The sequence below is a fragment of the Vibrio tapetis subsp. tapetis genome (assembly GCF_900233005.1).
GTDB lineage: Bacteria > Pseudomonadota > Gammaproteobacteria > Enterobacterales > Vibrionaceae > Vibrio > Vibrio tapetis.
In genome coordinates, this window is the sequence record NZ_LT960612.1 from 106,816 (window position 1) to 120,467 (window position 13,652).

Below are 13,652 nucleotides of genomic sequence, written 5' to 3' on the forward strand. Positions count from 1 at the left end.
GTTTTGACCTAGAAGTTTGTGCTTTCTTATTAGCACTTTAGCATAAACTCACTTCAGATAAAGTGTATTAACCAAAGGTATCTCCACATAAAGATACTTTACTTGTGCTTTTTTTAAGCGTACAGTTCAAATATAACTTCACGTAAAGATAATTAACATGAATATACTGCTTGCGATGATCCCGGCCTTTTTTTGGGGCACGACTTATTCAGTCACACAATACACGTTACATGATTGGCCCCCCTTGCTTCTTGGGGCACTGCGTGCTCTGCCTGCTGGTCTTATATTGTTAGCCATAAAACCATCACTGCCAAATAGACAATACTTACCTACTCTTGCAAAACTTGGGTTCGTCAACATAGCCATATTTTTTAGCCTCATTTTTGTCATGGCACTGACGTTACCATCGGCTATTTCTGGTGTTGGTATGATTTCAGTGCCAGTCTTTGCCATGTTGTATCTATGGATAGTCAAAAAAACAAAGCCCAACGCAATTCAAGCCGTATGTGGCTTTGGCATCGTCAGCCTTGCATGGAAGCTATTCGATCCTAGCTCTATTTCACTAGATCCCATTGGCCTTATTGCCATGCTGTTAGCCATAATGTGCATTGTAGTAGGCAGCAGCATCACTAAGTCACTCGGCACCAAAATCCATTGGTGGACGGTACTAACATGGCAACTCATTTTAGGGGGGACTTTCTTAAGCATCGCAGCCCTAATTCATAGCCTGATCGCGCCAGAATCCTATCGCGACGCCCTCAGCTCATTTGATAGTCGAAACTTCATCGGATTACTCTGGGTTATTGGACTCAACACGGCCCTTGGCTATGGCATGTACGTATGGCTGCTACAACGCATGTCCGTTGTGGATTTTACATTTGGCGGCATCGCCAACCCGATCGCCGGGATTCTTGGTGGCATGTTACTGATGGGTAATACATTTTCATTGGTGCAATACGCATTGATGCTGGGAATGATTTTGTTATCGCTGACCCCACAAAGCATTATTATTATGCGAAAACGTTGGGTACCTTCTTCGCATAGCCACTCAAACACACCAAGTAACACGTAATATCATGATGGAAATATCAACCTGAAAAGTACGTTAAAAACAATGTTAAATATATAAAACATGAATGATAAGTGATTGCGGTAGGGCCAACTCAATCACTTATACCATCAGATCATCGGATTAGTGTAACGGCGTTTGTCTAGTGCTTGTTTTCTGTAGGCTGAACGGTAAAATCGAGCACCCTGTTCTCCTGATATATGACGCTATGCCTAAACTGAACCTTAACTTGAGCCATGCCCCCTTAGAGCTCACCTGCGAACAATCATCAAGTACGCTTGAACAAAAGCTCGCCCCGGTTCATGAGCCCGTAAGAAACAAGCTTCCACGATCCCCTTTTCTTAGCGTAAAAACGGTAGAAAAACGCTGGCATACGCTAAACAACAATAACGCCAGAACCCAGTTATTAGACGATCATACTCAAGAGAACATGAACGTTTTCAGTAAGAATATTGAGAACTTCATTGGTACCGTCAAATTGCCTGTCGGCGTTGCCGGGCCTCTAAGGGTTAACGGGTTGCATGCCCAAGGTGACTATCATATCCCGCTTGCTACTACTGAAGCAGCCCTTGTTGCCTCTTATCATCGTGGATCTCAACTGATCACGGCAGCGGGTGGTGCAAGCGTTATGCTACTCAATGAAGGCGTAACCAGAACACCTGGCTTTGCTTTCAGTGGCCTTGCCCAGGCCGGTCAGTTTGTTGCTTGGGTAGTCACTCAATATGACATGTTTAGACAATTGGCTGAATCAACCACCCGCCACGGAAAACTGAAAGACATCAACGTCAATATAGAAGGCAATCACGTTTACCTAGTGTTTGAATACACAACAGGTGATGCCAGCGGTCAAAATATGGTGACGATAGCAACTAGCACTGTGTTTGATTTTATCCTTAAGCACAGCCCGATCGACCCTGTTTTTGCGGTCTTAGATGGCAACTTGTCCGGGGACAAAAAAGCAAACGCTCACACCATGCGAGGCGTCAGGGGAAAAAAGGTCTCTGCTGAAGTTACGTTATCCGCAGAACTGGTGAAAAAATACTTACATACGACACCGGAAGAAATGGTTCGCTTTGGGCAAATGACCACATCCGGAGGGCTATTGAGCGGCACTATTGGCATAAATGCCCATTACGCAAACGCGCTGGCTGCCTTCTATATCGCAACGGGGCAGGATGCCGCATGTGTTGCCGAATCCGCGATAGGCTTAACCCGCATGGAGCTCACGCCTCAAAATGATCTCTATACCAGTGTGACAATGCCTAACCTAATGGTTGGAACGGTTGGTGGAGGCACGAGTTTGCCAAGCCAACAAGCAAGCTTGGATTTGATGGGGCTTTCTGGATCAGGAAAATCACAAGCCTTAGCGGAAGTATGTGCGACGATATGCCTGGCTGGAGAGCTCTCGATTGTCGGCGCTTTTTGTGCTGGTCATTTTTCGAAAGCGCACCACAAGCTAGCTCGATAAAATAGCTTGGTTGAATTCTTACTCTAGTTAACTAACGCTCCAACAGCAGTTAGCTAGAGTACCATTATTGTTGTAAGAACCGCTCTTTATAGAAACTCAAAGCTTCGAATAATGGTAATTCTTTGATTGGTTTAACAATGATGTAGTTTGCTACTGCGTCCATGAACGCTTGCTTGGTTGATTCGAACGCATCGGCGGTACACGCGAAAATCGGAGTGACTATTCCCAATTCATTTCGAATGATCCGAGTTGCTTCAACCCCGTCCATGTTAGGCATTTGGTTATCCATTAAAATCAAATCAAATGACTCGACCTTTAGCTTCTCGATAGCAGCGACACCATCTTCAACCCAAACCGTGTCCATATTGTATTTAGTACAAAATGCTTGAGCGATAAACGCATTACTCTTGTTATCTTCAACTAACAACACTCGTTGTGGCTCTTCAAATAACTCATAATGGTGCTTAGCCTCTTCTATAACTGTATCCATTTGGCCTTGTTCAGACACAACAACCGGAATAGTCACTTTAAATTCAGAGCCCTGACCTAGCGTACTAACAACGTGTATATAACCACCCATCATATCGAGCAAATTCTTGACAATAGCAAGGCCTAAACCACTACCACCGAACTCTCTAGTCGTGGTTCTTTCTGCTTGGGTAAACGGTTCAAACATCGACTTAATACTAACGTCAGTTAAGCCAATTCCAGTATCTTGGACGACAACACACAATACACGATCATTCGCTTTGGCTTCACCATCGTTGTCTGTTTCTCCAAAGTAAAAATGAAGCTTAATGCTGCCAGAACTGGTGAACTTGATCGCGTTGCTCAACAAATTAAGAATAATTTGATTTAGGCGAACCTGATCAGTGCAAATAACCGCATCGGTAGGAATGTCATTATGCACGTCAAATTCAAGATTTTTATTAAGGCACAGCTGGTGATGGATATTAACCAGAGGCTGAACAAAACGAGTAAACACAAAGTCGCTTGTCTCTATATGTAGCTTACCTTGCTCAATTTTCGAGAAATCAAGAACATCGTTTAGAACCGTCAAAAGGTGCTCACCGCTACGGTAAAGCAAGTCTACCTGTTCTTTGTTTTTTGTATGCGTTAATGAGTGTTTTAGTAACTGAGACACTCCTAAAATGGCATTTAACGGAGTACGGATTTCATGACTCATTTTCGCAAGAAAATCAGCCCGTGCATTAGCTGAGCTTTCCGCTTCTAAGCGAGCTAAGTTGCTTTGTTGTTCAGCATCAATGAGCGCCGTAATATCTTGCCCTTGGCCAATAATGGAGTGAATACCAGAGTCCATTTCAATTGACGACAAATTCCAGCGAAAAGTTTTGTTTTCGATAGGAATGTTCACACCCATTGCCGTCTCACCTTTCATAACCAAAGTAAGATATAGCGAGACTTTACTTTGAAATGCATCAAGTGCTTCATCAAAATCTTCGAGTAACAGTGCCTTATGCGCCGCAGGATTCATTTTCATGATCGTGCCATCAGTCCCCCAAACGATGATCGGAGACAATGAAAAGTTAAACAAATCTTGAAACGACTTATCTTTTTCTTTTATTGAACTGAATGCACCTTCGAGTGCCGTACCTACGTGTTCAAATTCGTAGATACTAGAACCTTGGAATTTTAAATTATTGTGGTGATCACTTGCACTGCGGGCGTAATCCATCAAACTGCTCAGCTCTGTGTTAATAATCCGTTGAATAATTTGGCGGATCACCAATGCCAAGCAAAGCATGATGACGAGAGAAATACTGAGCCCTAATTTATAGCTGTCTTCTAGCGACTGTACCGTCGAATTGTTTTGCACAATCGCGACACTCAGTGGCGTTTTCACATCATGGATCTTGATATCTGTTATGTTAAAAAGATAATTTTTGAAATAGACGTCTACGTTGCCATCTTTTGCTTTCAAAACCCATTCGTAAAGTGGGTCGTCTTCATAGATGGAAGCGGCAACCGCATTGTTTTCGGACAATAGAATAATGCCATCACTGTTCGACGCTTCTTTCATCTGCTCAATCAAAGAAAAGTTATTGTTAAGCACCATAGCAACGTACAGGTAGCCTAAAAGCTGACCGTTTTTGGTACTGATGATTGGCGAGCGACGCAACAAGATATCACGCATCCCCATAATACTGGATTCGTGTTTAAACGACCAAAAGCTATTCGCATCGGTATCCTTAGCAAAACCAATCAAGCTGTCGTCCGTTAGGCCGTAAAAATAACTGTTGCCATCACTCCAACGAATATCGCCGTTCAACTCAGTCACAAACCTAAAGTCGGGGGAGTTAACTGGGTCACTTTGCTCGACATCGAGAAAGAAAAAATCAAGCTCTCGCTCTGCCCCACTTTCGAGTAAGTTTTGCAATGTTAAACTCATGGCATTGCTGTCTTGATGTGACTGCATTGTCATTAGTTTGTAGTCAAACAAATGCTGAATTAGACTTGAAGCTTGAGAAGAAGTTCGTTCGACTTCCTGTTGAATGATTTTAGACGACCACTGATAGCTAAACAGCACAACGCCCATCATCAATACCCGGAAAATCAAGATAATGAAACGAATAAGTAGGGTTGCGAGTTTATGTTTCTTCTTAAAGTGCATTAATTAGGCTTATCTATCAGAATATCTAAAGGCTTTGAGTTTCAATTCGTTGAGTTTGCTTGCGCTATCACCGCTAGTCACCACCTCAAACTCACCAGAATAAACCGTTGGAACCGGCTTCTTTTGAATATCGAGCTTAATCGCTTCAGCCATTGCGACTCCGGTATCATCATTCATTCGCATGACGGTTAAGTCCAAATCTCCAGTCATCAGGGCATCAAGCTCAGCCGACCCTCCTCCCCAACCATTGATGGCGATATCAGTACGCCCTAACTCGGCTAGAGCATCACTGGCTCCCAAAGCCACATCAGTGGAACAAACATAGATAAATTGGAGATCTTGATTGGTGTTAACGGCCGCTTTCGCCGCTTCATATCCACTCTTTCGGGTCGCCTTTGTATAATACGAAGACTTTAAATTGTACTTTACATCAGAGTCATCCATGGCTGAAATGAAGGTGTCACCGCGCATCTCACTGATATAGCCCTGTGAAAAATACAGCACAGAATAGTTACTTCCTTCATCGTATTGCTGACGAAAGTGCTTAGCCAGTTCTCGGCTACCTGTTGCGTGATCAAAACCCACGTATAAAAACGGCTGTTTGTCCTGCCAAGCTTTTACGGGAGTTGTAATGTTTTGCAAAATTAACTTGGTGTCGCGATTAACCAAGACATGCTCAATAAATTTACGATGACGTGTCGTGTCTAGTGTAAAAATTAAATAGTCACTTTTTTTATGAAGTGCTTCCATTAAAGAGACACTTTGCTGGCGAATATCCACGGTTGGCCGAGTAAAAACTTGGTCAATCTTGTACTCTATCCCGAGCTCATCCATGCGAAGGCTAAACGCCTTAATATTTCTTCGCCAATAATCTGAGATCTGCTCTCCAGGATAAACGACTGAAATGGTAATCGGCTCTGTTTGTTCACTTACCAATGGAATGGCATCGTGACGAACGGCACGGCTAAGTTGATTAGTAAGAGCCTGTTGGTCTGGAAATTCAGACAAAAATTCCTGATACTCCCAGAACCCGGAAAGTAACTGGCCGCTAGTTGCACTAATTGGCATTATCAATGCCAACATACTTATAAGCTTTCCCTGCCATTTCATAAACGCTTTACCTGTAAAAAGGTGATATGTTATTAATATAGTTGATAATAAGATAAAGATGTAGCATAAAATCTTTCAGCTTGTTTAACTGGTCATCGTTACATCAATTTAGCAAATAATAGTAGAGAACCTACACAAAAACACCTTTTCACAATATTACACTTACTTCATATCACTGCCAAAGTGCTCCAAATAGATAATTGTCGCGGCAGTTCGAGATGGAACCTCTAGTTTTTTCAGCAAGCTTTTCATATGAACTTTGACTGTTGATTCCGAAATAAATAACCGTTCAGCAATTTGCTTATTGCGAAACCCTTTAGCCACTTCAGTTAAAATTTGCATTTCGCGCTCAGTCAGTAATTCTGACAGAGACGGTTTATCATCTCGTGTTTCCAAATACTTCTTAACTAATTCACTATAGCTTTCATGGCCATCTAATGCTTTTTTGATTAGCCCTATCAACTCTTCGGGTTCGGTGTCCTTCAATAAATAACCATCCGCACCCGCTTTAACTAACGCGTCAATATCCGATGGATTATCAGAGACGGTAAGGATAACGATAATCCCTTCGACGGACTCATTTCTCATTGCTTTGAGAGTATCTAATCCGGACATACCCTTCATGTTCAAATCAAGCAAGATTAAGTCTGGCTCAAGCTTGTTGGCCAAAGCCAATGCATCTGCCCCATTACTTGCTTCTGCCACCACTTCAAATTCTGGCTCAAAATTGAGTAACTGCGTGATGCCTCTGCGCATCAACGGATGATCATCAACAACTAACACTTTATGCTGCGCCATTTTCTGCCTCTTGTCGGTTAGTAAATACTAAATGAATTTTGCATCCAGCGCCGATGTCACTCTGGATAGATAACTTACCGCCTAAGCGTGATGCCCTCTCGTTCATAATGCTCAAACCGTAGTGATTAAGTTTATTGCTACTGGTATCAAACCCTTTACCGTCATCAATAATCTTAACGTGAATTTCTTGTTGGTGATTGACGCACTCGACACAAATGGAGTCAGCCTCTGCATGTTTCACTGCATTGAGTACCGCTTCGCGAATCAATTGAAGAAGATGCACTTGATGATTCGATCTCAATTGAATCGAAGACAGATGATTCTTAATATTAATCGAAGCGGGGGTTTGATCTTCTAACGGAACCAATAACTGAGTAAGAGCCTCGCCAAAATCAGCCTCTTTGATCGTTAATCGGAACGTGCTAAGCAGTTCTCGTAACTGGGTATAGGCGGTCGAAAGTCCAAGATCAATATCTCCTATCGCTTGTCTTGCGCCGTTGCAATCGTCTGTCTGGCAGTCTGTTGCCACTTGCCTTTTAAGTAATGCCACCTGAATTTTTAAGTAGGAAAGTGACTGCGCAATCGAGTCGTGTAGTTCACGAGCGATCGTCGCCCTTTCTTCCATAAGCAACAACTGTTCTGTTTGTTTTTGCGCACGATTGTAATAAATACCTCTCGCTAATATCTGAGCGACATTGTTAATGAGCGCCTGATCTGGGCACGGTAACTCAGCTTGCCACTCAAGTGACCCAAGCCATTCTCCATCTAAAGACAAAACCATGTGATGCCACGTATCACCATCTTGATCGCCGGACGATAAATTAAATTCGCCACCGTTGCTTTTGCCCACCATCAAACGTACCGCTTTGATACCTTCTAAACTGGATAGATACGTCAGAATAGATTGGAAATGCTCTGTCGATAAATGGCTAACACTCAGCTGCTGAGAACAATCATAGAGCACTTTTAGTGATTGATTGGCGTGCTGTAAACGATGTGTTTTTTCATCAACAGCTTGCTCTAATCCACGATACAATTTCCCCAAGTCAGCGGTCATTGCATTAAAAGTCTTGGCCAACATGCTTAATTCAGTATGCCCGTCGATGCCTATTTCAATGTTGAAATTCCTATTTTTTATCTGCTCACTGGCTCTGGCAAATAAGCGCAATGGACGCACAATTTCTTTGCGAACAAAGTGCACAACAAACAACGAGATAATAAGAATTCCGCCTAAGCCTAGGCCTGCAACCCAGCCCAAAATAATGAGTTTCTTTTCAGAATGACGCTGTAGCTCCAAAACGAATCGGTCAATTTGTTCGACAAAATCGGCCACTTGCAATATATAGTGCTCACGATCCGCCCCTTTCAACAACTCCGACAGCACTTCCCAGCGCTTAATCAGCGCAAGGTAATGGTAAGTGATCTCGTCTGGAACGTCCCACTCAAGTAAGTCTCTCATGGTCGGGGAATAGAGTGAATGTTCAAATTGGTCAATATGGTGTTCATACAACGCAGACTCACCTTGTATATCGTACGCCAGACGATAGCTCTGCATCCGCATCGACCCAGACACATTCACCGCCTCGGCATCACTCAAACTGGACGCCAAAGTAAACAAAGCAAATCCTGTTGTGATGACCGATAAAAGCAGGATCAAAAACATCGCGCGAGCAACGGTACTCGTAACCGGTCTACGTGGATTAATGCGCACAAACGAGCCTTATAAAAACAAATTTCTGACAGTGTAATACCAAGCTACCACAGTCCAGCTTAAGAGGATTAAAAACTGTGAAGCGCACAGCGGCAAGTCACGTTTACGGTCAGTATACGTACAACTTTTCGCGTTATTAATTAATCATTTGCATATCGTGCTGAAACCCAAATATAAGGCTGATTGCACATTTAAATACTTTTATGAACATTGTAAAAAAATCAACGCTCAATTCTTGATTAATATGTGAGCCAAATCTTCCGTATAAATTGATCTAGCGCAAGTATCACATTTATTTACCCCTTAAGGGGTATTTATTAGCGAATATCAAAAATTAAACTAGAGTTATACAGAATATATTTAATTATTAACAACGTACAACAAATAAAGATAATAACAATCATTATCAATTAGTTGTTAATTTGAGGTTTGATTTGGTAGATATTGCGCGTCGTCGATTATTCAGCCGAAGCCCTAAGGCGAACATAGATACTTCAGCACCGTTACGCATGCCGTGGTTGAAAGCTGAATCCGTTTTTTTAGATGATTGCACGCGGTGTGGAAAGTGCTTAGAAAGTTGCGAAACCAATATCATTATTAAAGGTGAAGGTGGTTATCCCGAAGTGGACTTTCAAATAGACGAATGTACTTTCTGTGAGCAATGCGCTGATGTTTGCCCAGAGAGCCTGTTTTTGCCTCGAACTGAAAAACCTTGGCAATACCGCGCTGAAATCGATAACAAATGTTTGTCATTGAATGGCGTCGATTGCAGAACATGTGGTGAACAATGTGAAGTATCGGCCATTAAATTTCAACTCAGTGTTGGCAGTGTCGCGAAGCCAATATTGAACCAAGATGAATGTACTGGTTGCGGAGCATGTGTCGCAGTATGCCCAACGCAAAGTATAAAAATAAACAATAAATAAAAGAGAAAACTATGGGACTAAACGAAGTCCACATTTCCAGTTTAATCGTCCACGTAAAACCGGACCACTTAACTGAGACTAAATCTAAGATTGCCTCTTATCCGGGCGCTGAGATTTATGGGGAAAGTGAAGAAGGAAAACTCATTGTGGTAATGGAAACAGAGAATCAAGGCTTTGTGACCGATACCATCGATAAAATCAATAATTTAGAACATGTACTAAGCACCGCTTTGGTTTACCACCAAATTGAAACGGACTTAGATTGAAAAACACTGGAATTGTAACCCGAGGGTGATGTATGAAAATGACGAGAAGAGCGTTTGTTAAAGCAAACGCGGCTGCATCTGCAGCAGCAGTAGCGGGGATCACCTTACCCGCGAAGGCAACCAATCTTATCGCGAGCTCAGACGAAACAAAGATAAAATGGGACAAGGCAGCTTGTCGCTTCTGTGGTACTGGTTGTTCTGTTTTAATCGGAACTCAAAAAGGTCGCGTAGTCGCGACTCAAGGCGATCCTGAAGCACCAGTAAACAAAGGCCTAAACTGCATTAAAGGCTACTTCCTTTCTAAAATCATGTACGGTAAAGATCGTCTAGAGACGCCTCTACTTCGTATGACTGACGGCAAATACGACAAAAATGGCGATTTCGCTCCTGTATCTTGGGACACCGCTTTTGACGTAATGGCTGAGAAATGGAAAGAAGCTCTAAAGAAAAACGGCCCTTCTGGCGTTGGTATGTTTGGTTCAGGCCAATGGACTGTAATGGAAGGCTACGCTGCATCTAAATTGATGAAAGCAGGCTTCCGTTCAAACAACATCGACCCTAACGCACGCCACTGTATGGCTTCTGCTGTAGGTGGGTTCATGCGTACCTTCGGTATCGATGAGCCAATGGGTTGTTACGACGATTTCGAAAACGCAGACGTATTTGTGCTTTGGGGCTCAAACATGGCTGAGATGCACCCAGTTTTATGGACTCGTATTACTGACCGTCGCTTAAGTCACCCACATGTTAAAGTAAACGTTCTATCGACTTATCAGCACCGTTCATTTGAACTTGCAGACGAAGGTTACATCTTCAAGCCACAAAGTGACCTTGCTATTGCGAACTTTATCGCAAATTACATCATCGAACACGATGCCGTAAATTGGGACTTCGTTAACAAGCACACCAACTTCAAGCAAACTGCAACGGATATTGGTTACGGCTTGCGTGATGAGCACCCTCTTCAAGTTGCAGCGAAAAACGCCAACTCAGGCAAGATGACTGGCATCACATTTGAAGAATACAAAGCATCCGTAGCGCCATACACGGCTGAAAAAGCATCTGAAATTTCAGGCGTCTCTGTAGAGAAGCTAATTACTCTTGCTAAGCAGTACGCGGATCCAAATACGAAAGTAATGTCTTTGTGGACAATGGGCATGAACCAGCACACTCGTGGTGTTTGGATGAACAGCCTTGTTTACAACATCCACTTACTATTAGGTAAAATCGCGACTCCTGGTAACAGCCCGTTCTCACTAACAGGCCAGCCGTCAGCGTGTGGTACTGCTCGTGAAGTAGGTACGTTCTCACATCGTCTCCCTGCTGACATGGTTGTAGCCAATCCTAAGCACCGTAAAATTGCTGAAGATATCTGGAAGCTACCTGAAGGCACTATCCCGCCGAAACCGGGATACCACGCAGTACTTCAAGACCGCATGTTGAAAGATGGCAAAATGAATGCCTACTGGATCCAATGTAACAACAACATGCAAGCTGGACCGAACATTAATGGCGAACGTCTTCCTGGGTACCGTAACCCTGAAAACTTCATCGTATGTTCTGACCCATACCCAACAGCAACAGCGCAAGCTTCCGATCTTATTCTACCAACCGCAATGTGGGTAGAAAAAGAAGGCGCTTACGGTAACGCAGAACGCCGTACTCAAGCTTGGTATCAACAAGTGAAAACCGTTGGTGACGCTAAGTCGGATTTGTGGCAGCTAATGGAATTCTCTAAACGCTTCAAAATTGAAGAAGTTTGGACTGAAGAGCTACTAGCGAAAATGCCTGAGTACCGTGGAAAAACCATGTACGACGTGTTGTACGCTAACGGCCAAGTGGATAAGTTCCCCGTGTCAGAAGTGCAAGAACTGAACGACGAATCCCACCACTTCGGTTACTACGTACAAAAAGGGCTATTCGAAGAATACGCTGCATTTGGTCGCGACCACGGGCACGATTTAGCACCTTACGATGTTTATCACACAGTACGTGGTCTACGTTGGCCTGTTATCGATGGTAAAGAAACACTTTGGCGTTTTGCCGAAGGGTCTGATCCATACGTTAAGAAAGGCGCTGGTTTCGAGTTTTACGGCAAACCAGATGGTAAGGCGCTTATCATATCCGCACCTTACGAAGCGCCACCAGAAGTGCCAAATGAAGAGTTTGACCTCTGGTTATGTACCGGCCGTGTTCTTGAACACTGGCATACAGGTACAATGACACGCCGTGTACCTGAACTGTATAAAGCCGTTCCAGATGCATTGTGTTATCTACACCCAGAAGACGCTAAATCTCGTGGCCTGCGCCGTGGTGATGAAGTATTGATGGCAAACAAACGTGGCGAAGTACGTGTTCGAGTTGAAACTCGTGGCCGTAACCGTCCACCAAAGGGACTGGTGTTTGTTCCATTCTTTGATGCACGCATCTTGATTAACAAACTCATTTTGGATGCAACAGATCCGCTTTCTAAGCAAACCGACTTTAAAAAATGTCCGGTTAAGATCACTAAGATTGCATAACTGTTAGTCAGATGCTCGGGCTATCAAATTGGATAGCCCGTGAAAAGAATTAGCCATAAGGCGGAGATTTAAACATGAAAAAATTCCTTATCGCCCTTTTGTCTGTCGGTAGTTTACTTGCTGGCAGTGCATTCGCTGAGCTTGATAACCCAGGCGGCATTGGTGGTGTTGAGTCACTACGTGGTGCGAGTGAGCTCGAAACAACACGCGCAGCAGACGATTTCAAGCGTTACCCAAAAGATCACGTTACGCTAGAAAGTGATTACGTGTACCAACCACCCTTGGTGCCGCACTCAATTCGTAACTATGAAGTTTCATTAAACGCGAACAAATGTCTAGCATGTCATAGCTGGAAGAACGCGAAAGAAATGGGCGCAACTAAGATCAGCGTAACTCACTACATGAACCGCGAAGATCAAGTATTGTCTGACGTTTCACCTCGTCGTTACTTCTGTTTGCAGTGTCACGTACCTCAAGCAGATGCCAAACCATTGGTTGAGAATGAGTTTGAACGTGTTGACTCGTTGCGCTAGCAGTAGCCAAATTATCAAGAGAGGCTATTTATGAAACTATTAAAAGCGTTCTGGACTCGATTGAAGTCGCCAAGTAAAGCCGCCGTTGGTGTTGTGCTTTTCATGGGGTTCGCAGGTGGTCTTCTATTCTGGGGGGCATTTAACACCGGTATGGAAGCAACCAACAGCGAAGAATTCTGTTCAGGTTGTCACGCACCGATTGTTAAAGAAATCCAAGAGACGATTCACTACTCGAACCGTTCTGGTGTTCGAGCAATTTGTTCAGATTGTCACGTTCCACATAACTGGACAGACAAAATCATCCGTAAAGTACAGGCTTCAAAAGAGCTAGTTGCATTCGCTATGGGGACAATCAGCACAGAAGAGAAATTCCAAGAAAGACGTGCCTATCTTGCAAATCGAGAGTGGCATCGAATGAAAGGCAACGATTCTCAAGAGTGTCGTAACTGTCATGAGTTCGACTTTATGGATTTCTCAGAGCAAGGGCCGCGCAGTGTGAAACAGCACTCAACAGCACTTGCTTCCGGAGACAAGACCTGTGTAGATTGTCACAAAGGTATTGCACACAAACTGCCTGACATGAAAGGCGTTGAAGGCTGGTAATTAAGGAGCAAAAA

At 43.4% G+C, this 13,652-nt stretch carries 11 protein-coding genes; 7 read left to right on the plus strand and 4 right to left on the minus strand.

What is annotated here, in order from left to right:
* The first annotated feature begins 157 nt into the window (after positions 1 to 157).
* A complete protein-coding gene (locus tag VTAP4600_RS17685) occupies positions 158 to 1,072 on the plus strand; it encodes a DMT family transporter (protein WP_102524130.1) in 915 nt (304 codons plus the stop codon).
* A 205-nt stretch (positions 1,073 to 1,277) separates the two neighbouring features.
* On the plus strand, positions 1,278 to 2,537 hold the full coding sequence (locus VTAP4600_RS17690) for a hydroxymethylglutaryl-CoA reductase (RefSeq protein WP_102524131.1): 1,260 nt from the start codon (positions 1,278 to 1,280) through the stop codon (positions 2,535 to 2,537).
* 64 nt (positions 2,538 to 2,601) lie between these two features.
* Here VTAP4600_RS17690 and VTAP4600_RS17695 read toward each other — a convergent pair whose 3' ends face one another.
* The 4 genes from VTAP4600_RS17695 to narQ form a co-directional block, all read right to left on the minus strand.
* A complete protein-coding gene (locus VTAP4600_RS17695; protein ID WP_102524132.1) occupies positions 2,602 to 5,169 on the minus strand; it encodes a LuxQ periplasmic sensor domain-containing protein in 2,568 nt (855 codons plus the stop codon).
* Positions 5,170 to 5,178: 9 nt separating this feature from the next.
* Positions 5,179 to 6,279 carry an autoinducer 2-binding periplasmic protein LuxP gene (locus tag VTAP4600_RS17700; protein WP_102524133.1) on the minus strand — a complete coding sequence of 367 codons (1,101 nt, stop codon included), beginning with the start codon at positions 6,277 to 6,279 and terminating at the stop codon, positions 5,179 to 5,181.
* A 162-nt stretch (positions 6,280 to 6,441) separates the two neighbouring features.
* On the minus strand, positions 6,442 to 7,077 hold the full coding sequence (locus tag VTAP4600_RS17705) for a response regulator (protein WP_102524134.1): 636 nt from the start codon (positions 7,075 to 7,077) through the stop codon (positions 6,442 to 6,444).
* Positions 7,064 to 8,788, minus strand: a complete 1,725-nt coding sequence (gene narQ, locus VTAP4600_RS17710) for a nitrate/nitrite two-component system sensor histidine kinase NarQ (protein ID WP_102524135.1) — start codon at positions 8,786 to 8,788, stop codon at positions 7,064 to 7,066. Before narQ ends, VTAP4600_RS17705 begins: the two co-directional genes overlap by 14 nt.
* Positions 8,789 to 9,222: 434 nt before the next feature.
* Between narQ and napF the strand changes: the two genes are divergently transcribed.
* The 5 genes from napF (at position 9,223) to VTAP4600_RS17735 (ending at position 13,638) form a co-directional block, all read left to right on the plus strand.
* Positions 9,223 to 9,714 (plus strand): ferredoxin-type protein NapF, encoded by a 492-nt coding sequence (gene napF, locus VTAP4600_RS17715; protein WP_102524136.1) that lies wholly within the window; start codon positions 9,223 to 9,225, stop codon positions 9,712 to 9,714.
* Positions 9,715 to 9,725: 11 nt separating this feature from the next.
* Positions 9,726 to 9,980 (plus strand): chaperone NapD, encoded by a 255-nt coding sequence (locus VTAP4600_RS17720; protein ID WP_102524137.1) that lies wholly within the window; start codon positions 9,726 to 9,728, stop codon positions 9,978 to 9,980.
* A 32-nt stretch (positions 9,981 to 10,012) separates the two neighbouring features.
* Entirely contained in the window at positions 10,013 to 12,502 is a 2,490-nt protein-coding gene (napA, locus tag VTAP4600_RS17725) for a periplasmic nitrate reductase subunit alpha (protein ID WP_102524138.1), read from the plus strand.
* Between the two features lie 74 nt (positions 12,503 to 12,576).
* Positions 12,577 to 13,035: a nitrate reductase cytochrome c-type subunit gene (locus VTAP4600_RS17730; RefSeq protein ID WP_102524139.1), complete on the plus strand. Its 459-nt coding sequence runs from the start codon at positions 12,577 to 12,579 to the stop codon at positions 13,033 to 13,035.
* 30 nt (positions 13,036 to 13,065) lie between these two features.
* Positions 13,066 to 13,638: a NapC/NirT family cytochrome c gene (locus tag VTAP4600_RS17735; RefSeq protein ID WP_102524140.1), complete on the plus strand. Its 573-nt coding sequence runs from the start codon at positions 13,066 to 13,068 to the stop codon at positions 13,636 to 13,638.
* Positions 13,639 to 13,652 lie beyond the last annotated feature (14 nt).